Source organism: Streptomyces sp. ME02-8801-2C (genome assembly GCF_033793965.1).
Taxonomy (GTDB): domain Bacteria; phylum Actinomycetota; class Actinomycetes; order Streptomycetales; family Streptomycetaceae; genus Streptomyces.
Genome location: NZ_JARAXP010000029.1, coordinates 19,455 through 43,458 on the forward strand (window position 1 = coordinate 19,455; position 24,004 = coordinate 43,458).

Genomic DNA, 24,004 nt, shown 5'->3' on the forward strand with positions numbered 1-24,004 from the left:
CAAGGGGCGACGGGTGCCCACACGCGACTCGCGGCCCAGCCAAGACTTTCCTCAGGAGAACACGCATGAACCGCACATCATTGATCGCGCTGGCCGCCGTGTCGGCGCTGGCGCTCGGCACGACAGCGTGCGGCGCCGGCAGCGGCGGGGGCGGAGGCGCTCGCACCACCCCGAGTGAGCTGCGCATCGGCCTCTCGTTCGGGCCGTTCACGCTCGACCCGGCCAAGGACGGCGGCGGACTGCCCAACGTGATGCGTTCGCTGACGAACCAGTCCCTGTTCCACATGAACGCCGACTACACCGCCAGCCCCGCCCTGGTGAGCGACTACAAGTACGTCGGAGACGGGAACAAGGTCTTCGAGTTCACCCTCAAGAAGGGGATCCGCTTCACCGACGGAAGCCCGCTGAACGCGGCGGCGGTCAAGACCTGGCTGGAGTACTTCGCCAAGCAGCCCGGCCCGTACGTCTCCTCACTCGCGATCGGCTCCGTCGAGACCGAAGGCGAGTACAAGGTCCGGCTCAATCTCGCCTCGCCGTCCCCGATCGTGCCCCTGCTCCTGTCGCAGTACGGAAACCGGGGCGCCCTCTCCAGCCCCAAGTCCGTCGCCGATCCCGCGAGCCTGGCGAAGGGCACCTACGGCGTCGGTCCCTACGTCCTGGATGCCGCCCAGTCGGTGACCGGCGACCACTACACCCTGGTGCCCAGCAAGTACTACTACGATCCGTCGGCCGTCCGCTTCAAGAAGGTGACCGTCCGGATCATCTCCAACCCGTCCGCGATGCTGCGCGCGTTCCAGGCCAAGCAGATCGACTTCGGCAACCTGGACGCGTCCACCGCGCCCGCGGCGGAGAAGGCCGGCGTCAAGGTCATGCACTGGCGCAGCGGCACCGTCGCGGTGACGCTCGCCGACCGCAACGGCACCGCCACCAAGCCGCTCGGCGACGTCCGGGTCCGACAGGCGCTGAACTACGCCGTCGACCGCGATTCGATCACCAAGGCGCTGGTCGGCAAGTACGGTCGGCCCACCTCGCAGTACCAGACCGAGTACACCGACCCGGCCCTGGAGAACCGTTACCCCTACGACCCGGCTAAGGCGAAGGCGCTGCTCACGCAGGCCGGTTACCCGAACGGGTTCGACATGACCGTCGTCGACCCGGGAACCGTCATCGGCAACTGGGGCGACCCGACGATGCAGACGGTCGCGAAGGACTGGGAGAAGATCGGCGTCCACGTCAAGATCACCCCGGCGACCACCGACTTCGTCCAGCAGGCCCTCTCGAAGAAGTTCGCCGCGTTCGAGTGGACACCGGACACCTCCCCGACGTCGATCGCGTACTCGACCCTGTACTCCCCGAAGGCCTCGCTGAACCCCTTCGGCGCTTCGAACCCCGAGATCGACGCGCTCTACCGCCAGGGTCAGACCGAGCAGGACGACCAGGCGGCGAAGACGTTCACCAAGCTCAACAGCATGGTCACCGAGCAGGCCCTCAACGTGCCGATCTACGAGTACCACATCCCGTGGGGCATGAACGAGCACATCACCGGAGCCAAGAAGGGCTCCTGGGTGATCTTCGGTGCCGACCTGGGCTGGAAGGGCTGACGATGACCGACACCTCGGTCGACGCGTTGGGAGCGCCGCTCACGCGCTCCCCTCGCGGGCGAACCACACGCAGACGCGGCATCGGAGGCGGCAGGCTGACCCCGCTGCTGGCCCGCCGCGTGTTGACGGCGATCCCCCTGCTGCTGGTCGTGTCGAGCTTCAACTTCCTGTTGCTGTCACTGACCCCGGGAGACGCCGCCCGCCAGATCCTCGGAACCAACGGCACACCGGAACAGTACGAAGCGCTGCGCAGGCAACTCGGGCTCGACCTCCCGGTCTACGAGCAGTACTGGAACTGGCTGACCCGTGCGCTCTCGGGTGACTTCGGCAGCTCGATCACCAACGGCTCTCCGGTCGTGGAATCGATCACCAGCCGAGTACCCGTCACCATGTCGCTCATCGGCGGCTCTCTGCTGGTGAGCGTCGTGGTCGGCGTCAGCCTCGGCGTGTTCAGTGCCGTGCGTGGTGGGGTGCTCGGCAGGGCGGTCGACGCGCTCGCCCTCCTCGGCTGGGCACTGCCCGTCTTCTGGGTCGGCTCGGTGCTGGTCGTCGTGTTCGCGATCAAGCTCGAGTGGTTCCCCGCTCTCGGGTACGTGCCGTTCACCGAATCGACCGAGGAGTGGGCCCGGTCACTGGTGCTGCCGGTGACCGCGCTGTCCCTCGGCTCCGTGGCCGCCGTACTGAAGCAGACCCGGGAATCCATGCTCGACGTGCTCGGCAGCGAGTACATCAGGATGGCCGCCGCCAACGGGGTCTCCCGGACCTCGCTGATCTACCGGCACGCTCTCAAGAACGCCGCGATCCCGGTCGTCACCGTCCTCGGCATCCAGACCGTCGGCCTGCTGGGCGGAGCCGTTCTCATCGAGAACCTCTTCTCCGTGCCGGGACTTGGTTCGCTTGTGGTCGGTTCGGCCCTGGCCCACGACATTCCGACGGTCCAGGCGGTCGCGGTGGTCTTCACCGTGGTGGTCATCGTCGTCAACCTGTCGGTCGATGTCGCCTATGGGCTGCTCAACCCGAGAGTGAGCGCAGCATGACTGTGACCAAGACCGTCCCTGAGACGGTGGCCGATGCCGAACCGACGGCATCACCCTCGGCGAACCCCGGCTTCGTGCGCCGTCTGCTGCGACGGCCGTTGGCCGTCGTGTGCCTGGCGTACCTGGCGGTCCTCGTCGTCATCGCCGTCGGCGCTCCGATGCTGCTGCCGCACGTCGGCACAGAACGGGCCGGCGATCTCGGAACCGTCCTGCACGGCCCGAGCGGCGCACACCCCCTGGGCGTCGACAGCCTCGGGCGTGACGTTCTCGAACGTCTGCTGGTGGGCACCCGGGTCACGTTGGTCGGCATCGTCGAGGCGATGGCGGTCGTCCTGGCGCTGGGCATCCCCATCGGGCTGGTGGCCGGATACGTCGGCGGCAAGGTCGACCGGGCGATCATCTGGGTGGCGGATCTCGTGCTGTCGCTGCCGTCGATCATCCTGGTCATCGTCGTGCTGTCGGTCTTCCCGCAGAGCGTGGCCGCCGCGATGGTGACACTCGGTGTCCTGGCGGCACCGGGTCTCGTGCGTGTCGTACGGGCCGCGACACTGCCGGTGCGTGAACAGCTCTACGTCGCCGCCGCCCGGGTGTCCGGCATGTCGCGGACCTACATCGTCACCCGGCACGTGCTGCCGCGGGTCATGGGACCCATCATCGTGCAGGCGTCCCTGCTGGCGGCGACCGCCTTGCTGGTGCAGACCGGGCTGGCCTTCCTCGGCCTGATCGCCGCGCCTCCGGAGCCCAGTTGGGGAGGCATGGTCGCGGACGGGGTCTCCGCCCTCTTCCAGCAGCCCTGGCTGATCTGGCCGCCCGGCCTGGCGATCGCGCTGACCGTGCTGGCGTTCGGACTGCTGGGCGACGCGGTCAGGGACGCGAGCACCGAGGGCTGGTCCCCGAAGTCCGCCCTGCCGCTGGGCGACAAGCGCCGAGACGCGCCCAGACGAGCTGCGGCTGCCGCAGCGGCTGTCGTGCCCGCGGGCACGAACGACAGCCTGCTCTCAGTCCGCGACCTCACGGTGTCCTACGCCTCGCCGACCGGCCCCATCCGCGCGGTCGACGGGGTGACCTTCGACATCGCCCGTGGCGAGACGGTCGGAGTCGTCGGGGAGTCGGGTTGCGGGAAGACCACGACGGCCCTCGCCGTCATCGCGCTGCTCGGTGGCGGCGGACGGATCGAATCCGGACATGTCTTCTTCGACGGCAGGGACCTCGCGGCCCTGTCGGAGTCCGAACTCCAGGCTGTCCGGGGTGCCGAGATCGGTTACGTGTCCCAGGAACCGATGGTCGCGCTCGATCCCGCGTTCCGGATCGGCTGGCAACTCGCCGAGGCGGTCCGGGCCAACACCGGGATGAGCCGCGCGAAGGCCCAGAAGCGTGCCGTCGAATTGTTGGAGCAGGTGCAGCTCCCCGAGCCGCATCTCGTGGCCCGCCGCTACCCGCACGAGCTGTCGGGCGGCATGGCCCAGCGCGTCGTCGTCGCGCGTGCCCTCGCCGGCGAACCGAAACTCCTGATCGCCGACGAGCCGACCACGGCCCTCGACGTCACCATCCAGGTGGAGATCCTCGATCTGCTGCGCACGCTTCAGCGCGACCGGGGCATGGCCATCATGCTCGTCACCCATGACCTGGGTGTGGTCGCCGACATGTGCGACCGGGTCGTGGTGATGTACGCCGGCCAGATCGCCGAACGCGCCGGTGTGGAAGACCTGTTCGGTAACCCGCACCACCCGTACACCCGGGCACTGCTCGCCTCGAACCCGCACAGCCGGCACGGCTCGGCGGTGCTGCCCACCATCCCGGGCGCGGTCCCGATGCCGGGCTCGTGGCCGCAGGGCTGCCACTTCCGGCCCAGATGCGCGCACGCCACCGAGCGGTGCGGCAACGGCGAGATCCCCCTCCTCGACATCGGCACCTCCCACGAGGCCCGCTGCCTCTACGCCCACCAGACCGAAGGTGTGTGACGTCGTGAACGACGAGACGAATCTCCTCGAAGTCCGCGATCTGTCGGTGCACTTCCGCCGCGGCCACGGCTCGCCCCCCATGCGAGCCGTCGACCGGGTGAGCTTCTCCGTGGCCGAACGGGAGACATTGGGCGTCGTGGGCGAATCGGGCTCCGGCAAGACCACCATCGGCCGGGCCGTCCTCGGCCTGGCATCGCCGACCGACGGACGGATCGGGTTCGCGGGCGAGGACATCACCCGAGCCGACCACAAACGACGCCGCGCCCTCAGCCGCGACCTGCAGGTGATCTTCCAGGACCCGTACAGCTCCCTGAACCCGACCCGGACCATCGCCCAGACGCTGGGCGAGTCGCTCCGGGCGGAGAAACTGGCGCCGGACGAGGTCCGTCACCGGGTCGTCGCCATGCTGGAGCGCGTCGGACTCCCCGCGTCCGCCGCGGACCGTCACCCGTCGAACTTCTCCGGCGGCCAGCGGCAACGCATCGCCATCGCCCGTGCCCTCGTCGCCCGACCACGCCTGGTGATCTGCGACGAACCGGTCAGCGCGCTGGACCTCTCCGTCCAGGCCCAGGTGCTCAACCTGCTGCGGGAGTTGCAGGACGAGTTCGCCCTCGGCTACCTGTTCGTGGCCCATGACCTCGACGTCGTACGACACCTCTCGCACCGCATCATGGTCCTTTACCGCGGCCAGATCATGGAGCAGGGCCCCGCCGAGGCGGTCTACGCGACCCCGGCGCACCCCTACACCAGGACCCTGCTCGAAGCGGCGCCAGTACCGGACCCGGTGCGCCAGGCGGAACGCCGCCTGCGCCGCGTGCGCACGGGCGACAACACCGGCCCCGTCTCCACCTCCGGATGCCCCTTCGCCAACCGCTGCCCACACGCCGTCCCACTGTGCCGCGCCGAACGGCCACCGCTCGAACAGACCCCGGCGGGTACGACCGTCGCCTGCCACCGCTGGCAGGAACTCGGCACCGCCCCGACGGCCGAACCCGATCGCAGGCTCGACGTCGCCACTGGCCGGAACTAGCTCACGGCATCCACCGTCGCCCGCCCGATCCGACAACCGAAACGAGACTTGATGACCATCGTCACCACGCCCGATGGGGTGTCGCTCAACTACGACACCTTCGGCGATCCCGACCGCCCTCCGCTGCTGCTGATCCAGGGTCTCGGGGCCCATATGCTCGGCTGGCGCGCCGACTTCTGCGGGCAACTGGCCGACGCGGGCTTCCACGTCCTGCGCTTTGACAACCGGGACGTGGGCCTGTCGCAGAAGTTCCCGCAGGGCGGCTACACCCTGGCCGACATGGCGAACGACACCGCGGGCCTGCTCACCGCGCTCGACATTCCCACGGCGCACATCGTCGGACAGTCGATGGGCGGCATGGTCGCCCAGCAACTCGCCCTCGACCACCCCACCCGCGTCCTCACCCTCGCCCTTGTCTACACGGCGCCCAGCACGGACTTCATAGGCGGACGCGACCTGGTCGACGAGCGGACCCACCGGCCGTGGGCCCGCAACCGCGACGAGGCGATCGCGCTGTACCTGGAGAACGAAGCGGTGTGCGCCTCACCCGGATACGTCCAGGACACCGCCTGGCTGCGCGAGCTCGGCGGCCAGATGTACGACCGGGACTACGACCCCGACGGCATCCTGCGCCAGATGGAGTCGCTCGACAACTCTCCCGACCGCGCGCCTCGCCTGCACCGCGTCACGGTGCCCACCACGATCCTGCACGGCGACGGCGACCGTCTGATCGGCACCGAGGGATCCAAGGTCATGCACGGACTGATCGCGGACTCGGAGCTGGCCATCTACCCCGGCATGGGCCATGAGCTGCCCCGTCCGCTCTGGCCGCAGATCATCACCCAGATCCGGGACAACGCGGCACGAGGGAGTGCGTGACATGACAACAGCAGTACAGGTGGAAGGCCACGTGGCCGACGGTTTCGAGCCCGTCGCGGACGCCTTCGCCGACAACTTCCGCCACCGCGGCGACACAGCCGCCTCCTGTGTGGTGTACGCCCAGGGCGTGCCGGTGGTGGACATCTGGGCGGGGCAGACCGCCCGGGGCGCCTGGACGCCCGAGGCCCGCACGGTCCTGTTCTCGGTCAGCAAGGGCGTGACCACGGTCTGTCTGCTGATGGCCGCCGAGCGCGGACTGATCGACCTCGACGCCCCGGTGGCGAAGTACTGGCCGGAGTTCGCCGAGAACGGCAAGGAGGCGACAACGGTACGGCATCTCCTCGCGCACCAGGCCGGCCTGGTGGCACCCGAGACGGATCTGACGTGGGAAGACCTGCGCGCCTGGACGCCGGTCGCGGACACGCTGGCCCGGCAGGCGCCGGCCTGGACGCCCGGGACGGCGTACGCCTACCACGCGCTCACCTTCGGCTGGCTGGCCGGCGAGGTGCTGCGCCGGGCGACAGGACTGCGCCCGGGTCAGTGGCTGAGCCAGCACGTGGCTGATCCCCTGAGCCTGACGATGACGTACCGCGCCGATCCCGCGGCCGCCGACTTCCATCCCCTGGCGGACGCGCTGCCCAGCACCGACCCCGAGGCCGCCGCGATGATGGCCGCGGCTTTCGCCGAACCGATGATCGAACGCTCCATCAGCCTGGGCGGGGTCATCGACGCCGCCCGGATCATCCAGTCCGCCAACGAAGAACCGTGGCTGTCGGTGGAGATACCGGCGGGCAATCTCGTGACCAACGCCCGCAGCCTGGCACGGCTCTACGCAGCCACGGTCGGCGAGGTCGACGGGGTCAGGCTGCTGGGCCCGGACATCATCCGCGACGCCCGCATCGCGCGCTCCGAAGGCCGCCCGTTCGTGGGCCCCGACATGAACAGCGGCTGGGGCACCGGCTTCATGACCAGCTCCGGGCACCGGCCGATGATCGGCCCCGGCAGCTTCGGCCACGACGGTCTGGGCGGCTGCCTCGGCTTCGCACACCTGGAGTCCGAGGTCGCCTTCGCCTACCAGACCGCACAGCCCGGCAGCCTGCCCGACGACCGGGCCAACGCGCTCAGCCACGCACTGCGTGCTTGCCTGTGAAGACCGCCTCCGCCGCCGCACGCCCGAACCAGTCCACCGAAGAACCGGAAACCAGGCCATGACGACGACACCGCCACGTCCCACCGCTCCGGCACCCCCGAGCCTGGCCGCCCGCGCGGCGAACCGGCTCCTGACCCGCCTGATGCGGCTGCCGGCCACCCGGTACGGCTACCGGGTCGAGCGGAACATTCCGACCCCCGCGCGCGACGGCGCCGTCCTCATGACGGACCACTACGCCCCCGTCACCGACCGGCCCAAGGGCACCGTCCTCGTGCGCACACCCTACGGGCGCGGGTTTCCCGGCGATCTGGAGGCGAGGGTCTACGCGGACCGCGGGTATCACGTCGTGCTGCAGAGCTGCCGCGGCACGTTCGGCTCCACGGGAGACTTCTACCCGATGGCGAACGAGGCCGACGACGCCCAGGACGCGGTGGCCTGGCTGCGCACCCAGCCGTGGTTCGACGGCCGGCTCGCGACCGCCGGGGCGTCCTATGTGGGCTGGACCCAGTGGGCGCTGCTGATGGACCCGCCTCCCGAGCTGCGCGCCTGCCTGATCGCCGTGGCCCCGCACGACATGCACGACGCGGCCCACGGCAGCGGAGCGTTCCGGCTGGGGGACTTCCTGTCCTTCGCGGAGATGGTGGTCAACCAGGAGCGATTCACCGGGCTGCGGGCCATGCCCCGAATGCTCACCCTGAACCGGCGGCTGGCCCCGGCCTTCGGCGCCCTCCCGCTGGCCGACGCGGCCGACGCGGCGACCGGCCACCGTGCGGCGTGGTTCCGGGAATGGCTGACCACTCCGGAGCGCGACGATGCCGTGTGGGACCGGCTCACACTCGGCGACGCCCTTGAACGGGTGAACGTCCCAATGCGGCTCACCGCGGGCTGGCAGGACCTCTTCCTCGACCAGACCCTGCACCAGTACGAGACGCTGCGTGCCCGCGGGGTCGACGTCTCCCTCACCGTCGGCCCCTGGCCCCATAACGAAGGGGGCCAGAAGGGCATGGGACGCCTACTCCGCGGCAGTCTCGCATGGCTGGAGATTCACCTCGCCGACGAAGCGCCGACTCTCGCGCGGCCCGCATCCCCCGTCGAGGTGTACATCACCGGGCAGGGCGCCTGGCGGCACCTGGACCAGTGGCCACCGTTGACGAGCGAGACCGTGCGCTACCTGCAGCCGGGCGGCCAGCTCCTGGCCGACAAGCCGGGCCAGGGCACGCCATCCACCTACCTCTACGACCCGGCGAACCCCACACCCACCCTCGGCGGCCCACTCCTCACCCTCGACGCCGGAAGCAAGGACAACGCCAGACTGGAGAGCCGCCCCGACGTGCTCACCTTCACCACCGACCCGCTGACCGCCCCGCTGGAGATCATGGGCACGCCCGTCGTCGAACTGGCGCACACCAGGAACAACCCGCACGCCGACGTCTTCGTACGACTCTGCGACGTCGACCCCAAAGGCGTCTCCCGCAACTTCGCCGAAGGACTCCTCCGACTGGATCCCGCCTCGCCCCTCGACCAGGTCCAGACCGTGCGCGTACGACTGGACGCCTGCGCACACCAGGTCAAGGCCGGACACCGCATCCGCCTGCTGATCGCCGGCGGCTCCCACCCCCGGTACGCACGCAACGAGGGCACCAGTGCCACGCCCGGCACCGGAACCGAGCTGCGGCCGTGCACCCACACCATCCACCACGACACCGGCGCGGTGTCCCGCGTGATCCTGCCAACGCCCAACGAGTGAGAACCGGACGCCCGGTCGGAGACGATCCGGGAGGCGCACCCCTTTCCCATCCGGGGTGCGCCCCGCCCCGAACTGAGCCCGTCCAACAGGAGGTCACCGAACTCGGAGAAAGCATCGCCGGCCGTCAGGCCGGTGCTCTCCAGGAGGACCCCCGACTGAACCGCGTCGATGGTCACCGCCACCACCTGGGCGACGAATGGCTGTTGAGCACGCGGAAGACCTCTGCCTGCACACCCTCCTCGATCAGTCCGTGGACGCGGTGCGCGGCGGCGGCGGAGTTCTTGCGGTAGATCTGCGCGGTCGGTTCGTAACCGACCACGTCGTCGTAGAAGGCGTTGGACTGGCGGCGCATCGCCGTGCCGACGCCGGTGAGACAGACCCGGATACGCTGCCTGGGGTCGGGCTCGTCAGATCAAGCCGGAGTGGGCCAGCGGTATGGACGCCGGGCTGAGATTGGCAAGCTGCCGGACGTGAAGGCGGCCATGACCGCCCAGGCCGAGGAGTTCGGCCAAGACGGCCAGAAGATCCTCCCCGCAGCCTGGGCCGCCGGCGCCTCACGCCACCTGCGGCTACTGCCACGGGTGATCCTCCGCCGGGTCTGGGTCGACCACTACTACCGGGACGTCGACGGACTACTGCGCTGGCGGGACAGCCACGCGCTGCCACCCGCCTCGCTCCGGTTCGACTCCCCTAACGACACCGAAGCGCACTGCGCGTCCGATGAACCGACGCATCAGGGCTCGCGACGTAGCAGAGGCCGCCCCGGTCGAGCCGCTGACCAGACCGAGGCGCTCTGGTCAGCGCCGACCATGAGCGGCATCCTTCCGGGTCTTCAATGTCTCCATCCAACCCGGGGCGGATCACTTGGGGCCTCCCCCCGCCCTATGGCTTCCGTCATCGATGTATGCATGATCCTTTCCTTCCATGAGTTCGAGCTGTGTTCGATTACGGCTGCTGAGAAGAGCTGGCTGAGCTCAATGACTTGGTCTCTTCAGCCGGCGTTCGGAAGCTCCCGACCCGAGATGCTGATCCGGACCGGCGCACTTCGATGTCGTGGTGGATCGGTGTGCGCGAACCGCTCAGCGAAAGACCTGTTCCGCCCTGGCGGGCCGCGACGATCTCGGCCGCGATGGACAGGGCGGTCTCCTCGGGTGTGCGGGCGCCGAGGTCGAGGCCGATCGGTGAGTGAAGCCGGGTCAGTTCGGCTTCGGTGAGGCCACCTTCACGGAGTCTGCGGTCGCGGTCCTCGTGGGTGCGGCGTGAGCCCATCGCGCCGATGTAGGCGGCCGGCAGCCGCAGGGCCGTTTCCAGCAGGGGTACGTCGAACTTGGCGTCGTGGGTGAGGACGCACACCACCGTGCGCTCGTCGGTCTCGGTTCGGTGCAGGTAGCGGTGCGGCCAGTCGACCACGATGTCGTCGGCGTCGGGGAAGCGCGTCCGGGTGGCGAACACGGGTCTGGCGTCGCACACGGTGACGTGGTAGCCGAGGAACTTGCCCACGCGCACCAGGGCGGCGGCGAAGTCGATGGCGCCGAAGACGAGCATGCGGGGCGGCGGCACGCTCGACTCGACGAACACGGTCAGGTCCGGCTCGCAGTGGGATCCTCTCCCAGACTCCGTCCGAAGGGACCCCCATCTCGCTCCGCTCGGCGCGACGTCGAAGGTGCCGGTGCGGCTGGCGTTGAGCAGGTAGCGGGTTTCGTTGACGACGGTGCGGTCCAGGTCGGGATGGCGGCCGAGTTCGCCTTCGTACGATCCGTCGGGGCAGACCGTCAGCGCCTGCCCGAGGAGCTGTGCCGGGCCGCGGACCACGCGGGCGAGTGCCACCGCCTCACCCCGGGCGGCGGCCGACAGCGCCGTCTGGAACGTCTTCCTGCCGGGCACGTCCGGGGGTATGGGCGTGACCAGGATGTCGAGGACGCCCCCGCAGGTCAGCCCGACGGCGAAGGCGTCCTCGTCGCTGTACCCGAACCGCTCGCGCACCACCTGGCCGTCCTTGAGGGCCTGGGTGCACAAGTCGTAGACCGTGCCTTCGACACAGCCGCCGGAGACCGAGCCGATGGCCGTGCCGTCGGCGTCGACTGCGAGCGCGGCGCCCGGCCCGCGTGGTGCACTGCCGCTGACGGCCACGACCGTGGCGACAGCGCAGTGCCGGCCTTCCTCGAGCCACCGGTTCAGCTCGTCCGCGATGTCCAGCATGGGAGTTACCTTCTTGTCGTGTTCGAAGTACGCGGTCGGGCCGTCGTCTCAGAGGAGCTTGTCCAGAGTGATCGGCAGGTCCCGCACCCGCTTGCCGGTCGCGTGATACACGGCGTTCGCCACGGCAGCACCGACACCCACGATGCCCACCTCGCCCGCCCCGAGGATGCCAAGGGGTGTGGTCGGGTCCGGGTCGTCGAGGAAGGACACGTCGATCGGCGGGACGTCGGCGTGCACCGGGACGTGGTACTCGGCCAGGCTGGGGTTCATGATCCGTCCGTTGCGCGGGTCGACGAGGGTTTCCTCCGCCATCGCCAGGCCCAGGCCCATCACGATGCCGCCGCGCACCTGGCTGGCCGCCGTCTTCGCGTTGATCACCCTGCCGATGTCGAACACGCCGACCCACCGCGACACCCGAGTCTCACCGGTCTCGGCATCCACGCGCACCTCGCAGAACTGCACACCGGAGGCGGCCTTGATCCACCGCTTGCCATCGCGCATGAATTTCGGGAGGAACCGTGCCCGCCCGGCGATCCGGCCGAGCCGCGTCTCGGATCCGATCTTGGCTTCGACGTGCGGCACCTTCGCGCGCCGGAGGATCTCCTCGTGGCCGTCGCCGCCGGTCTTGCGGGCCATGGACTTCAGCGTCCGCTTCAGCTCCTCGCACGCCTGCAGCACACTGGCGGCGGTGCTCGCCGTCTGGACGGACACACCGGCGGCCGGCCCCATCGGCAGATCGGAATCGCCGTACTCCACACGGACGGCGTCGAACGGCACACCCAGCGCGTCGGCCGTGATCTGGGCCTGCGCCGTGGCCGCGCCCATGCCCATCTCCTGGAAGGCGCAGCGCACCAGCACGCTGCCGTCGGCCGACAGCCGGACCATGACGTTGACCGGCATCGACAACCCCGGGTGGAACGCCGTTGCCACGCCCGTCCCGACCAGCCACCGCCCCTCGCGCGTCGAGCGCGGTTCGGGGTTGCGCTCGTGCCAGCCGAACCGCTCCGCGCCCAGCGCGTACAGCTCCGGCAGCTTGCGGTGGGAGAACTTCTTCTTGCCGTCGATCGGGTCGACCACGGTCTCGTTGCGCAGCCGCAGGTCGATCGGGTCCATGCCCAGTTCATAGGCGAGTTCGTCGATCGCAGACTCCAGGGCAAAGGTGCCGATCGACTCGCCCGGCGCGCGCATGAAGGTGTTCGGCAGCAGGTCGAGCCGCACGATGTCGTGCCGCGCGAGGATGTTCTCGGACGCGTAGAGATGGTGCGCGGGGGAGGTGACCTGCTCGAAGTGGCCGCCAACCCGGCCGGTGCGGGTGAGGCTGGTGTGCAGCAGCGAGGTCAGTCGACCGTCACGGTCTGCTCCCAGCGCGACCCGCTGGATGGAGGGGGTGCGTCCGCCCACCGTGCGGTAGACCGCCTCCCGCGAGAGCACCAGCCGCACCGGCCTGCCGGTCGCGCGGGCGGCCAGCGCGGCGAGGATCGTGCCGGGCCACATCGCGAACTTGCCGCCGAAAGCGCCGCCGACGAAGGGCGCCAGCACCCGCACGTTCGTCCTGGGCACGGAGAACCGCAGCGCGAGGTGGGTGCGGAACCAGTCGATCGACTGCGTCGCGTCGTGAACGGTGAGCCGGTCGCCGTCCCAGACGGCGATGGTGGAGTGCAGCTCCAGCGCGTTGTGGCTGTGCGGCGGGGTGGTGTATCGCAGGTCCAAAGACACCTGCGCAGTAGCCAGAGCGGCCTCCGCATCGCCCCTCTTCGCCTCCCGGGGGAAGAACGGGTCGTCCGGTTGAGGCTGTGCGTCTTGTTCGGAGCCCTCGAAGTCGACCGAGGAATTGGTGACGGTGTACTCGGCGCGCACGAGCGCGGCTGCCTCCCGGGCGGCGGCGGAGGTCTCCGCGACGACCACCGCGATCGGCTGTCCCTCCCAGTGCACCTCGTCGCTCTGCAGGTAGTTCACCGAGGTGCCGGAGAACAGTGAAGTGAGGTTGAACGTCCCGCGCTTCGGCGCCGGTTTCATGGGGGGCGCGTTGAGGTGGGTGACGACGGCGATCACGCCCGGCACCGCGCTCGCCTCGGCGGTGTGCAGGGCGGTGATCCGGCCGCGGCTAATAGTGGCGTGCACGAGTACGGCGTGCGTGAGGCCGGGATAGGAGTGCTCGGCGGCGAACTTGGCCGCACCGGTGGTCTTGGCGTTGCCGTCGACGCGGTCGAGCGGTTGTCCGATCGTGGTCATGCCGCCCTGCCTTCTTCCGTACGGACCAGTCGTTCGCCGCGCGGAAGTCGCGCGAACCGGGTGGGGGTGGCTCTGTCTGTGGCTGTCTTCGATCTCGGCATCAGGCGACGCTCCCATCGGCCAGGAGCCGCCGCAGGGTGGCCACGATCGTGCGCCGCGCGAGTTCGATCTTGAAGGCGTTCTGCGGTCCGCCCACTGCGGTGGCGAGTTCGGCTTCCGCCGCCCGCCGGAAGGCATCCTCGGTCGCCGACTCACCGAGAAGTGTCCGTTCGGCTTCGGTGGCGCGCCACGGTTTTGTGCCGACGCCTCCGAGTGCGAGCCGCACCTCGCTGACCACCCCGTCCTCGACGGCCAGCGCGGCGGCGACGGAGACCAGGGCGAAGGCGTAGGAGGCTCGGTCGCGGACCTTGCGGTAGCGGGAATGCGCCGCGACCGGCAGCGGCGGCAGCTCGATGGCCGTGATCAGCTCGTCGGCGGCCAGCACCGTCTCGATGTGCGGGGTGTCGCCGGGCTCGCGGTGGAAGTCGGCGACCGGGATCCGCCGCACGCCTCGTACGCTCTCGACCTCGACGACCGCGTCGAGCATCACCAGCGCCACCGCCATGTCCGAGGGATGCGTCGCGTTGCAGTGTTCGCTCGCCCCCAGCACCGCACTGCCCCGGGAGAACCCGCCGATCGCGTCACAACCGCTGCCGGGTGCACGTTTGTTGCAGGCGGAGGTCTCGTCGTAGAAGTACATGCAGCGGGTGCGCTGCAGCAGGTTCCCGCCCACGGTCGCCATGTTCCTCAGCTGGGCGGAGGCCCCCAGCAGGATCGCCTGCGCCAGCACCGGATAGCGGGCCCTGACCAGGGGGTCCGCCGCCAGCCGGCTGTTGCTCACCAGCGCCCCGACACGCAGACTGCCGTCGGCAAGTTCCTCGATCCCGGTCAGCGGCAGGCGGGTGATGTCCACGACCGTCGCCGGGTGCTCGATGCCCTCCCGCATGAGGTCAACGAGGTTCGTCCCGCCCGCCAGGAACTTCACGTCCTCGCTGTCCGCGATCGTGCGCAGTGCCGTGGCCGTGTCCGGGGCGCTGAGGTAGGAGAACGACTTCACTTCGCGACCTCCCTGATCGCCGAGACGATGCCGTTGTAGGCGCCGCAACGGCACAGGTTGCCGCTCATCCGCTCCCGGATCTCCGCCTCGTCCAACTCCCCGCCGCCGTCGGCGAGATGCTCGGTCGCCGCGCTGGGCGCGCCGTCCTTGTGCTCGGCGAGCATCCCGATCGCCGAGCAGATCTGGCCCGGCGTGCAGTACCCGCACTGGAAGCCGTCGGCGCGGACGAACGCCGCCTGCAACGGGTGGTCGACCCCTTCGATCGTCGTGATCTCACGGCCCTCGTACTGCACCGCCAACGCGAGGCACGAGTTGATCCGCCGCCCGTCCACCAGCACCGTGCAGGCACCGCACGCGCCCTGGTCACAGCCCTTCTTCGTGCCGGTCAGGCCCAGGTACTCGCGCAGCGCGTCCAGCAGGCTCACCTGCGGTGAGACATCCAGCCGCTGGGCGGACCCGTTGATCCGCAGCTCTATCTCCACCGTGTCATTCCTCCAGTTCACCCGAGGGCTCGTTCTCCAAGGGGGCGCCATCAGGCACAAAGGCCGGGACCAAAGGGCTCTGGCCTGAAACGCTGCGTCTGCTTCGCGACGCTCGCCGATGATGATCGTTTTCAAGTCACGCGCTGTCTGTGGGTGGCGCTGAGCAGCCGGTATGGGTGCGGTGGTCGACGCCGTGGAAGGCCAACACCGTCACAGCGGGGCCGACAACGCCCCGGGGTCGCCCGTTGCCCATTACCGTCCTCGTAGAGCCCGGTTCGGGCTCGTGGCCTTCAGGGCCGGTATGACTCGTTTGCCCCTGTCCTTGATGATCCGGGGGTGCCGTCGCCGGTCCTGGTGGCACCGGTTGATCGCTGATGGAAGCGTGTCCGCCTCCGGGTAGGGCTGCGTAATGTGGCTGCCGATCTCCGGTGCCCGGGCGGGCCACCGCAGCCCGGTACCTCTGCCATCGGCACTGGCCGGTGTGCCGTCTTCGACCGACGGGCCCGGCCTCGTATGCGCGGGGGCCGGCGGGGTCAGTCTGTGGTGAAGCTGGACAGTGCCCCGGCCGGGAGGCGGCTGCCTGCCGAGCCGTGGGGAAGGCTCAGTGATGCGGGCCAGATCGGCGGCGGAGCTGGACGTCAACGCCGCCGATCTGGCTCCTCGGCGCTTGGTGCTGCGGGTGCCGGGAATGGGCGCGACGTCCTCGCCCTGGGCGAGCAGCCAGGCCAGCGCGAGCTGGGCGGTAGTGATGCCCCTGGTGCCGGCCAGACTCCTGAGCGGTTCGATGGCGCGCAGGTTGTACGTGTAGTTCTCGCCCTGCCACCGCTCGTCGGGGCTGAGCGCGTCGTCCGCGGAGTACTTGGTCGCGCGCTGATGGTCAGGCGGCAGCTCGCTCGCGGGCGGGCCGACGGCGCAGGTCCGGGTGCCGGAGGGCCGGAGGGAGATAGGCGGACTGGTCGGGCGAGCCGACGTTGGCGCCGGGTGGAACGATCTTGTCGATCTGGTCAAGGACGTCGTCGGTCAGCGTGACGTCGACGCCTGCGAGCAGGTCGTCGAGCTGCTCCATCGTGCGCGGCCCGATGATCGCACTGGTCACACCGGGATGAGCGATCGCGAACGCCATGGCGAGGTGGGTCGTCGACAGGCCCAGCTCTTCGGCGAGCGGGACGATCTGTTCGACGGCGTCGAGCCGACGCTCGTCACTGAAGCTCGTGAACATGGCAGCGCGGCGCAGGTCGGTCTGCTGACCCTTGCGGATTCGCCCGGTGAGCATCCCCTTCGCGAGCGGGCTCCAGACCAGGACGCCCATGCCGTAGCGCTGGGTGACGGGCAGAACCTCGGTCTCGATGCCACGGTTGAGAATCGAGTAGGTCGGCTGTTCGGTACGGAACCGCTCCAGGCCGCGCCGCTCGGCCACCCATTGGGCTTCGACGATGTCGGAGGCGGGCATCGTGGATGAGCCGATCGCGCGGACCTTACCGCTGTGGATCAGGTCCGAGAGCGCGGAAAGCGTCTCCTCGATGTCGGTGTCCGGGTCCGGCCGATGGATCTGATAGAGGTCGATGTGGTCGGTCTGCAGACGCCGCAGCGACTGCTCGACCGCGGTGATGATCCAGCGCCTCGAGTTGCCCCGTTGGTTGGGATCGTCCCCCATTGGCATATGCAGCTTGGTCGCGAGGACGACGTTGTCGCGGCGTCCCTTGAGTGCCTTTCCGACGATCTGCTCCGACTCGCCGCGGCCGTAGGCGTCGGCGGTGTCCACGAAGTTGATCCCGGCGTCCAGGGCCTTGTGGATGATGCGGATCGAGTCATCGTGGTCGCGGTTGCCGGCGGCTCCGAACATCATGGCGCCGAGTGCATAGGGACTGACCTTGATACCGGTCCGGCCAAGGTTGCGGTACCGCATGTGGGCTCTCCTGAGGTGTGGTCGAGGCCATAGTGAGCACTCTGTCGGTGCCGCACTTTCGATCGACGCGGAACGTCTTCGGTCGAGTCACCCCTAACTTGCACCTGTCCCGGCAGAGCGAAGTGTCGGGGTCCTGGCGGAGTGGACTGATCGTCCGGGTTCAGGATCGGGTGCTGTAGCGGGCGAGCATGAGGGCGACGGCTTCGTCCACGATCGCGGCGTCGGCGGGGTTGGGCGGGATGAAGTCGGTCCGTACGAGTTGGGGCCACAGGAACTGGCTGCAGATCATGCCGAGGAACTGTTCGGCGACTTCGGATGCAGCCTGTGGGTGTCCGTCGGCCGTGCGGAAGTCGAGTGTGCCGGCCTGTGCTTCGGCGTCCAGGTAGTCGCGGAGCCGGTCGAAGAAGGGTCCGCGGTCGATGGCGAAGCCGGTGCCGACGATGTCGGCGAGTTCCGGCATCTGGGGAAGCTCGGTGATGATGAGGCGGCACAGCGCTGCCGTGCCGGACCGCGCGACCAGGCAGGCGTAGTCGCGGCCGATGTGGTCCAGACCGTATCGGGGATCACCGGGCGGGGGCGGTGCTGCGTACTCCACATCCAGCTGCCACTGTTCGGAGGTGACGGCCGCGAACAGTGCGGCCTTGGACGGGTACCTCTTGAAGAGGGTGCCGGTGGAGACGCGAGCCTCCTTGGCGATCTGCGCCAGGGAGGTCTTGTCGTATCCCCTGGCGAGGAAGAGGTCGCGGGCGGCGCGGATGATGCGCGCGCGGTTCTCCGCCTTGATCTGCGCGTGATACCCGGCTTTGGTCTGCGCGTCGCCCCCGGCCTGGCAGGTGCCGCCACCAACTTCCGCTTGGTCCGCCGCCGACATGCCCACGCCCCTCGCCCGTCTCCCAGCCTCATCCTCGCTTTCAGAGGACGGTCATGCCGCCGTCCAGGATAAGGTCCTGGCCCACCGCGAAGGCGGAGACGTCGGAGGCCAGGTACACGACGGCTTCCGCGACCTCCTCGGGCAGACCCATGCGACCCAGCGGGATGCCGGCGCTGATCCCCTCCACCACCGCCGCCTGCACCACGGGGTCCTCGATCCCGAGCTTGGCGGCAGAGTACAGCGGGGTGTCCACCGGGCCGGGGCTGACCGCATTGAACCGGATGCCGTGCGAGGTGAGCAGGTCCGCGTTCCACGACCGCATCAGGGAACCGACAGCCGCCTTCGTCGCGGCGTAGGCGTTCGAATTCCCGTAGCCGCCGTGCGCGCTGTTGGACGCGTTGAGGATGACCGAGGACGGGTTGGCCAGCACGGGCACCAGGGCCTGCGTGAGGAAGAAGACGCTCTTGACGTTGATGTCGAAGAGCCGGTCATAGCTGTCCTCCGTGTGGTCCTCGAACGGCCGCCAGTCCGAGACACCGGCGTTCAGGAACGCCACGTCCAACTCCCCGAAGTGCTCACCCACCTGCTTGGCCAGGGCGCGCTGCGCGTCGAGATCGCGTGCGTCGGCCTGCACGACGGGCACCTTGTCCCCGAGGATCTGCCGCGCCCTGTCGATGCTGGCCGGGGTGACGCCGGTGACCAGCACGTCCGCGCCCTCCGCGATGAAACGCCGCGCGGTCTCCAGACCGATACCGCTGGTGCCGCCGGTGATGAGGGCGCGCTTGCCCGTGAGACGAGTCATGTTCATTGTTCCTTGCCGAGCCGTAAGGTAAGTCGACGGACTCACCTACAAAAGATAACCTCGCGCCGACCATAAGGCAAGTTGGTCCACTTACCATCGGGGTCTGGAGCGGTACGGCCACACCGAGAAGGTGCGGGCGAGCCCTTGCGCGGGACGCCGGCAGCGAGGGCCAAGGCGTTCGCGGGAAGCTCGCGGTGGTCGCGTCGCGGAAGCCGCTCGGTGACCAGGTCGTAGGAATCCTCGACCGCGTCGATGATCAGCCGCTCCGTGACGCGGGTCCCGGCCCCAGTGAGATCCAGTGGCGTTTGTCGAGGTAGCGGCCCGGTGTGATCGAGGCGCAGCCGCGTTCCTGCGCGCGGGCGTGTCCGGGTTCGCACTTGACCGTGATGATCTGGTCGTCCGGGTCGTCAGGGTCTTCGGTGACGATCAGGAACACCCTGCCCGCGACCTTGTACACGTCGAGTCCCGGGGTGAAGGGGTATCCGCGACTGACACCGGGGAGGGCCAGGGCCACCCGGCGGGCGGTGCCCTGGAGCCGGTCACCGACCGCGCTCACCGGACCGCCCCCGGGCAGCTGCCGTAGGTGTGCGGGGCGACGGGCTGTTCGGCCTTGGGCAGTCGGGCGACGACGAGCCGGTAGGAGTCGATGACGAGCTCCCTGTCGACGCCTTTTCCGCTCTCCACGGTGATCCAGTGCTTCTTGTTCATGTGGTAACCGGGGGTGATGTGGCTGTACTGCTCCCGCAGGGCGTGGGCCTCGCCGGGGTCCGCCTCGAGGATCACGACGGGCCGCCCCGGCACTTCGGTCATCAGCATGAACACCTCGCCGCGCACCTTGCAGACCTCCCCGTCGGGGCCGAAGGGGTGCTCCAGCCGGGCTCCGGGAGTTCCTCCGCGCAGTCGGCGGCGGTCTTGTGCAGGGCCGATCCGTTCATGGGTGGCGAGCCTTCCCAGGTGGTGACGGACTGTGGCATCGAAGGATGCGGAGGGCACGCGCGCTGCCGCAGTGGCACGTCCCACCCTTCTCTCGAAGCTGACTAAAATGGCCGTAGGCTGCGGACATATGATGGTCGACAGACGACACCCCGACCCGAACGGAATCTCGGCCGGGTCGACTGCGGTTCCGCTGTTCGGTTTCCAGCCCCCGGTCGGTACCCCGTACGGCCTCGTTGAGGGTGGGCACACCCATGTGATGAGGCGTGCCCCACGAGTGCTGGTCAGGCCGGCGTCGGCGAGCGCGACTGCTGCACGGCCGTATCGACTTCCGCGCCGCGAAGGTCGATGGCCGCGAAACTGTCGGCCGAGGACGCGCCGTTCGCCTTTCGCGCGCAGCTCTGCTTACTCGTCGAGGAACTGCAGGGCGTGCTTCAGGAACCGCTCGGGGTATTGGAAGTGCGCTCCGTGCCCGGCGTCGGGGTAGATGAGCAGTTGGGCGTCGGGGATGTTCTGGGCGAGGTGCCAGGAGTTGATCGAGGCGATCATCACGTCGTTCTCGCCGTTGAGGACCAGCGTCGGCTGGGTGATCGCGTTCAGGTAGGCGTAGGGATTCTCGCCCGGTAGCGGTTCCCCGTAGGCGGTGGCCGCTTCGAGCTGCGCCTGTGCGACCGCGAGCGAGCTCGGCGGGTCCTGGTCGGCCCGCTGGTGGCGGCGCTCCCAGAAGGCCCGGCCCGCTTCGACCGCGGCTTCCGAGCGGCCGAAGAACAGGAAGAGGAAGTCCTCCACGGTGGGAACCGCATTCGTCGCCACCTCGGGCACCTTGGGGTCCATCGTCGGGTCCCCGCCCCGCAGGCCGGTGCCGACCAGGATGAGCTTGCGCACCAGTTCGGGGTGGCGCAGCGCGACTTCCTCCGCCTGCCAGCCGCCGATCGAGAAGCCGAGCAGATCGACCTGCTCCAGCCCCAGCGCCCGGATGACCGCGGCGATGTCGTCGGCCATGTCCTCCATCCGGTTGCGCGGTGTGCCGGACGAGGAGGCGATGCCGCGCCCGTTGAACAGGATCACCTCACGGCCTTCGGCCAGGCCGTCGGTGAGCAGGGGGTCCCAGTGGTCCATTCCGCCGCGGAGGTGCTGGACGAGGAAGATCGGGACGCCGGAGGGCTTGCCCCAGCGCCGGTAGGCGAACCGGTCGCCGTCGACCTCGACGTACTGGGTCGGTGCGGTCAGATGCGTATCACTCATGGCCTGAGCCTTTCTGGAGCGGGTGAGCAATACGATGACGACCGTAATTCAAAAAGTCAACCTCTTAGATGTGGATCGACATCTATGTATGCTTGGCCGTCGAGCGTTGAGCGTCGACCGTGGAAGGGGCGGGCGCACATCCGATCACCGCGATCCCGAGGCCCGCGGAACCAAGAACCATCTTTTTCAGGCTCATCTTTCTGATACCTCCGGCTTGGGAGCTCATCGGAGAAACTCCGGAACATGCGGCACGAACTGCTCGTGGTGCTGGAAGACGCCGCCATGGCCGCATCGGGGTAGATCCGAAGTGAGGCGCGACCAGAACGAGTCGCCGGACTAAGGAGAGGTCCATCGGTGCTTGATTTCCCCGGCGAGGAATCGCCTTGAGCTAGGCAGCGACCCTCTCGGTGAGGTGCCGGATGCAGCCTGCGTGTTCGGACCCCGGCGGGCGGGGCGGGGCCCTCCGACCGGAGGTCGGCGGCCGGCGGCCGGGCCGCCGTTTAAGCGTGCCCGGTCGCCATGGGGACCCTGGTGGGCCGGGGATGGAACTCACCCGGGGTGTGTCGCCGGCGTCCACGGGCACCCTGTGGGGCGCTGCGGTCGGTCGTGGGCGCGGCCGGGGGTGATCAGAGGGCTTCGCTGACCCGGCCGATGTACTCGCCCAGCTGGTACTCGACGCCGAGGCCCTTTTCGGCGACCAGTGCGCCGAGCCCGACCGCACGCGCGCCGAATCCCGGCTGCGTCAGGGTGCCCGCGAACTCGCCGAAGGCGGCGACCAGGTGGGCGTCCGGCGGCAGCGTCGCCCGGTTGACCTGGTACTTCGCGGTGGCAACTGCCTGCCGGTCGAAGGAGGCGAGACGGGCGACCGTCGCGTCGACGAAGGCGTCGAGTTCCGCGTCGGGCAGGGTCCGGGTGACCCATCCCCAGCGCTCGGCCAGGTCGGCGTCGTAGTCGGCGCTGGTCAGGATCGCCTCCAGTGCGCGGTCGCGCCCGAGGGAGCGCGGGAGGCGCTCGCCGCCGCCTCCGCCGGGGACGAGGCCGAGGCCGACCTCGGGCTGGCCGAAGAACGCCTTCTCACGGCTGGCGTAGCGCAGGTCGCAGGCGAGGGCCAGCTCGTTGCCGGCGCCTCGGGTGCGGCCCCGGATGGCCGCGATGCTGACGAACGGAGCCTTGGTCAGCCGCAGGACCATGTCGGTCCAGACTGGCTTGTCGTCCTCGTGCTCGGGCAGGGGGATGTCGGCGGCCGCGGCGGCGTCGAAGTGGTTGACGAAGAAGTCGGGGAGTTCGCTGGCGAAGACGACGACCTGGATGTCCGGGTCGTTCTCCAGCTCCGAGACGATCTTGTGCAGCGTCACGATCGACTCGGGAACCACCAGGTTCACGGGAGGATTCGAGAACGTGATCCTGGCGGTCCGCGGGGTCGTCCGCTCAAGGCGGATCGTGCTGGGCTGGCTCATGGCGTGGTTTCCGTTTCGTGTTTCGTAGGGGGCTTGGGCTTGCGTGGCCGTGATCGCGTTCGGCGGCCACGGAGCTGTTGCGCATGGTGGGGTTCGGGTGTCGCCGACTCGTCAGTCGGAGCTGCATCGGCTGTCGCGGGCCCGCCTGCGGCTGTGCGGCATGGTGTGGGCTCCGTTCGTTCGCGCTGACGGCGAGCCACTGCCCGGCCCCCACCATATATCTTACGGTCGTAATGCAATAGGCCGAGAAGCGGCTCAGCAGGCAAGACCCGACACGCGGGCAGCCCCCGGCCGACCGTTTCACACGTATGACCAACCGGCGAATCGCAGATGCCGTGCCATGGCGTTCCCTTGGCGGACGCGTCTGGCGGTTGGCCGGTGGGGGCGGGTGCGCCTCAGGGGAGCTGCGGGTAGAGCACCGAGACGCCCCCGGCAAGTGCCGCCTGCGCCTGGCGGGCCGCGTTGTCGGCGAGGATCTCGTAGGCGCCGGTGGCGATGCCGTCCACGGCGATGCGCGCAATGTCGGCCGGATCGGACTTGGCCGCGTCGACGGTACGGACCATGTCGGTGTCCATATAACCCACGTGCAGACCGGCCACACGGATGCCCTGGTCGGCGAGTTGCAGGCGCAGGGTGTTGGTGAGCGACCACTCCGCGGACTTGGCGGCGCAGTACGCGCCGAACTCCGGGAAACTGACCCAGGACAGGCCGGACAGGACGTTCAGCATGGCCCCGCCGCCGTTGGCCGCGATCTGGGGTGCGAAGGCGCGGGCCACCGTCAGGGTGCCGAGGTAGTGGGTGTTCATCTCCAGGCGGATGTCGTCCAGGTCGGCGGTCAGCAGGTCGGCGCCGGTGGAGGAGCCCGCGTTGTTGACCAGGACGGTCACGTCGCCGGTGGCCGCGGCGGCGGCCGCGACGGAGGCGGGGTCGGTGATGTCGAGTGCGATCGGCTTGGCGCCGGGCAGGTCGATCTGGTCGGGATTGCGGGCGCCGGCATAGACGGTGGCGCCGCGGCTGAGCAGTTCGGCGGCGAGGGCCCGGCCGAAACCCCGGTTCGCTCCGGTGACAAGGGCGGTGCTGGCGGAGAGGTCCATGAAGGTTCCCGGTGAAGTCGAGAGGAGATGACCAAAGCACTGATGGCATGGATCCAGGTGACCGGTCCGTTAAATTACGATCGTAAGAATAAACAGGCTGGGTCGGTGATCGCAACCGATCCGCTGCTGAACGACCCTGCGGCGGGCTCCTTCCCGGAGCACCGTCACGGAGCAGTTGTCCGGCTAGAAGTCTGCTGAAAATCTCGCGTTCTGGCCCCGGCTCGGTGGAGTCGGGGCCAGTCTTGTAGGTATGCAGGGGGAATGGGCCGGGGAGATGGTCGG

The 24,004-nt window shown here is 69.2% G+C and carries 21 protein-coding genes and 1 pseudogene; 8 read left to right on the plus strand and 14 right to left on the minus strand.

Annotated features, from left to right (window positions below; translation table 11 throughout):
* The first annotated feature begins 65 nt into the window (after window positions 1–65).
* From PV396_RS42495 to PV396_RS42525, 7 genes are read left to right on the plus strand one after another with little or no spacing between them, the layout of a single operon-like run.
* Complete coding sequence (locus PV396_RS42495; RefSeq protein WP_319213728.1) at window positions 66–1,601, plus strand: ABC transporter substrate-binding protein; 1,536 nt, start codon at window positions 66–68, stop codon at window positions 1,599–1,601.
* Window positions 1,602–1,603: 2 nt separating this feature from the next.
* On the plus strand, window positions 1,604–2,638 hold the full coding sequence (locus PV396_RS42500; RefSeq protein WP_319213729.1) for an ABC transporter permease: 1,035 nt from the start codon (window positions 1,604–1,606) through the stop codon (window positions 2,636–2,638).
* Window positions 2,635–4,599 (plus strand): dipeptide/oligopeptide/nickel ABC transporter permease/ATP-binding protein, encoded by a 1,965-nt coding sequence (locus PV396_RS42505; protein WP_319213730.1) that lies wholly within the window; start codon window positions 2,635–2,637, stop codon window positions 4,597–4,599. The genes PV396_RS42500 and PV396_RS42505 overlap by 4 nt, the downstream gene beginning before the upstream one ends.
* Window positions 4,600–4,603: 4 nt before the next feature.
* Complete coding sequence (locus PV396_RS42510; protein WP_319213731.1) at window positions 4,604–5,629, plus strand: oligopeptide/dipeptide ABC transporter ATP-binding protein; 1,026 nt, start codon at window positions 4,604–4,606, stop codon at window positions 5,627–5,629.
* Window positions 5,630–5,680: 51 nt separating this feature from the next.
* Window positions 5,681–6,508 carry an alpha/beta hydrolase gene (locus PV396_RS42515; protein WP_319213732.1) on the plus strand — a complete coding sequence of 276 codons (828 nt, stop codon included), beginning with the start codon at window positions 5,681–5,683 and terminating at the stop codon, window positions 6,506–6,508.
* Window position 6,509: 1 nt separating this feature from the next.
* Complete coding sequence (locus tag PV396_RS42520) at window positions 6,510–7,658, plus strand: serine hydrolase domain-containing protein (protein ID WP_319213733.1); 1,149 nt, start codon at window positions 6,510–6,512, stop codon at window positions 7,656–7,658.
* Window positions 7,659–7,716: 58 nt separating this feature from the next.
* Complete coding sequence (locus PV396_RS42525; RefSeq protein ID WP_319213734.1) at window positions 7,717–9,405, plus strand: CocE/NonD family hydrolase; 1,689 nt, start codon at window positions 7,717–7,719, stop codon at window positions 9,403–9,405.
* Window positions 9,406–9,577: 172 nt separating this feature from the next.
* On the opposite strand, the gene PV396_RS42530 is transcribed toward PV396_RS42525, so the two are convergent.
* From PV396_RS42530 to PV396_RS42595, 14 genes and pseudogenes are all read right to left on the minus strand, one after another.
* Complete coding sequence (locus PV396_RS42530) at window positions 9,578–9,757, minus strand: hypothetical protein (RefSeq protein WP_319213735.1); 180 nt, start codon at window positions 9,755–9,757, stop codon at window positions 9,578–9,580.
* Between the two features lie 593 nt (window positions 9,758–10,350).
* Window positions 10,351–11,604: an XdhC/CoxI family protein gene (locus PV396_RS42535; protein WP_319213736.1), complete on the minus strand. Its 1,254-nt coding sequence runs from the start codon at window positions 11,602–11,604 to the stop codon at window positions 10,351–10,353.
* A 48-nt stretch (window positions 11,605–11,652) separates the two neighbouring features.
* Window positions 11,653–13,836 carry a xanthine dehydrogenase family protein molybdopterin-binding subunit gene (locus PV396_RS42540; RefSeq protein ID WP_319213737.1) on the minus strand — a complete coding sequence of 728 codons (2,184 nt, stop codon included), beginning with the start codon at window positions 13,834–13,836 and terminating at the stop codon, window positions 11,653–11,655.
* A 100-nt stretch (window positions 13,837–13,936) separates the two neighbouring features.
* Window positions 13,937–14,932, minus strand: coding sequence for a xanthine dehydrogenase family protein subunit M (locus PV396_RS42545; protein WP_319213738.1), 996 nt, complete (start codon window positions 14,930–14,932; stop codon window positions 13,937–13,939).
* Window positions 14,929–15,465 (minus strand): (2Fe-2S)-binding protein, encoded by a 537-nt coding sequence (locus tag PV396_RS42550; protein WP_416071579.1) that lies wholly within the window; start codon window positions 15,463–15,465, stop codon window positions 14,929–14,931. The genes PV396_RS42545 and PV396_RS42550 overlap by 4 nt, the downstream gene beginning before the upstream one ends.
* A gap of 201 nt (window positions 15,466–15,666) precedes the next feature.
* The gene (locus tag PV396_RS42555) at window positions 15,667–16,359 is read right to left on the minus strand and encodes an aldo/keto reductase (RefSeq protein ID WP_319213750.1); all 693 of its coding nucleotides are present in this window, start codon (window positions 16,357–16,359) and stop codon (window positions 15,667–15,669) included.
* Window positions 16,292–17,320 (minus strand): aldo/keto reductase, encoded by a 1,029-nt coding sequence (locus PV396_RS42560; protein ID WP_319213740.1) that lies wholly within the window; start codon window positions 17,318–17,320, stop codon window positions 16,292–16,294. Before PV396_RS42560 ends, PV396_RS42555 begins: the two co-directional genes overlap by 68 nt.
* A 160-nt stretch (window positions 17,321–17,480) precedes the next feature.
* A complete protein-coding gene (locus PV396_RS42565; RefSeq protein ID WP_319213741.1) occupies window positions 17,481–18,191 on the minus strand; it encodes a TetR/AcrR family transcriptional regulator in 711 nt (236 codons plus the stop codon).
* Window positions 18,192–18,231: 40 nt separating this feature from the next.
* Window positions 18,232–18,993, minus strand: a complete 762-nt coding sequence (locus PV396_RS42570) for an SDR family oxidoreductase (RefSeq protein WP_319213742.1) — start codon at window positions 18,991–18,993, stop codon at window positions 18,232–18,234.
* Window positions 18,994–19,249: 256 nt separating this feature from the next.
* Window positions 19,250–19,549 (minus strand): MmcQ/YjbR family DNA-binding protein, encoded by a 300-nt coding sequence (locus tag PV396_RS42575; protein ID WP_319213743.1) that lies wholly within the window; start codon window positions 19,547–19,549, stop codon window positions 19,250–19,252.
* A pseudogene (locus PV396_RS42580) lies at window positions 19,546–19,928 on the minus strand (MmcQ/YjbR family DNA-binding protein). Before PV396_RS42580 ends, PV396_RS42575 begins: the two are co-directional and overlap by 4 nt.
* 403 nt (window positions 19,929–20,331) lie before the next feature.
* Window positions 20,332–21,171, minus strand: a complete 840-nt coding sequence (locus PV396_RS42585) for an alpha/beta hydrolase (protein ID WP_319213744.1) — start codon at window positions 21,169–21,171, stop codon at window positions 20,332–20,334.
* Window positions 21,172–21,797: 626 nt separating this feature from the next.
* Complete coding sequence (locus PV396_RS42590) at window positions 21,798–22,628, minus strand: enoyl-CoA hydratase/isomerase family protein (RefSeq protein WP_319213745.1); 831 nt, start codon at window positions 22,626–22,628, stop codon at window positions 21,798–21,800.
* 395 nt (window positions 22,629–23,023) lie between these two features.
* The gene (locus PV396_RS42595) at window positions 23,024–23,722 is read right to left on the minus strand and encodes an SDR family oxidoreductase (RefSeq protein ID WP_319213746.1); all 699 of its coding nucleotides are present in this window, start codon (window positions 23,720–23,722) and stop codon (window positions 23,024–23,026) included.
* A 27-nt stretch (window positions 23,723–23,749) separates the two neighbouring features.
* Here PV396_RS42595 and PV396_RS42600 point away from each other — a divergent pair, with 27 nt between their 5' ends.
* Window positions 23,750–23,920 carry a hypothetical protein gene (locus PV396_RS42600; RefSeq protein ID WP_319213747.1) on the plus strand — a complete coding sequence of 57 codons (171 nt, stop codon included), beginning with the start codon at window positions 23,750–23,752 and terminating at the stop codon, window positions 23,918–23,920.
* Window positions 23,921–24,004 lie beyond the last annotated feature (84 nt).

Bases quoted from the DNA above. Each gene is read 5' to 3' on its own strand.
- PV396_RS42550 (WP_416071579.1), bottom strand. From the start codon at position 15,465: ATGGCGCCCCCTTGGAGAACGAGCCCTCGGGTGAACTGGAGGAATGAC.
- PV396_RS42505 (WP_319213730.1), top strand. From the start codon at position 2,635: ATGACTGTGACCAAGACCGTCCCTGAGACGGTGGCCGATGCCGAACCG.
- PV396_RS42525 (WP_319213734.1), top strand. From the start codon at position 7,717: ATGACGACGACACCGCCACGTCCCACCGCTCCGGCACCCCCGAGCCTG.
- PV396_RS42540 (WP_319213737.1), bottom strand. From the start codon at position 13,836: ATGACCACGATCGGACAACCGCTCGACCGCGTCGACGGCAACGCCAAG.
- PV396_RS42585 (WP_319213744.1), bottom strand. From the start codon at position 21,171: ATGAGTGATACGCATCTGACCGCACCGACCCAGTACGTCGAGGTCGAC.
- PV396_RS42530 (WP_319213735.1), bottom strand. From the start codon at position 9,757: ATGCGCCGCCAGTCCAACGCCTTCTACGACGACGTGGTCGGTTACGAA.
- PV396_RS42520 (WP_319213733.1), top strand. From the start codon at position 6,510: ATGACAACAGCAGTACAGGTGGAAGGCCACGTGGCCGACGGTTTCGAG.
- PV396_RS42590 (WP_319213745.1), bottom strand. From the start codon at position 22,628: ATGAGCCAGCCCAGCACGATCCGCCTTGAGCGGACGACCCCGCGGACC.
- PV396_RS42535 (WP_319213736.1), bottom strand. From the start codon at position 11,604: ATGCTGGACATCGCGGACGAGCTGAACCGGTGGCTCGAGGAAGGCCGG.
- PV396_RS42560 (WP_319213740.1), bottom strand. From the start codon at position 17,320: ATGCGGTACCGCAACCTTGGCCGGACCGGTATCAAGGTCAGTCCCTAT.
- PV396_RS42500 (WP_319213729.1), top strand. From the start codon at position 1,604: ATGACCGACACCTCGGTCGACGCGTTGGGAGCGCCGCTCACGCGCTCC.
- PV396_RS42515 (WP_319213732.1), top strand. From the start codon at position 5,681: ATGACCATCGTCACCACGCCCGATGGGGTGTCGCTCAACTACGACACC.
- PV396_RS42595 (WP_319213746.1), bottom strand. From the start codon at position 23,722: ATGGACCTCTCCGCCAGCACCGCCCTTGTCACCGGAGCGAACCGGGGT.
- PV396_RS42600 (WP_319213747.1), top strand. From the start codon at position 23,750: ATGACCAAAGCACTGATGGCATGGATCCAGGTGACCGGTCCGTTAAAT.
- PV396_RS42570 (WP_319213742.1), bottom strand. From the start codon at position 18,993: ATGACTCGTCTCACGGGCAAGCGCGCCCTCATCACCGGCGGCACCAGC.
- PV396_RS42565 (WP_319213741.1), bottom strand. From the start codon at position 18,191: ATGTCGGCGGCGGACCAAGCGGAAGTTGGTGGCGGCACCTGCCAGGCC.
- PV396_RS42495 (WP_319213728.1), top strand. From the start codon at position 66: ATGAACCGCACATCATTGATCGCGCTGGCCGCCGTGTCGGCGCTGGCG.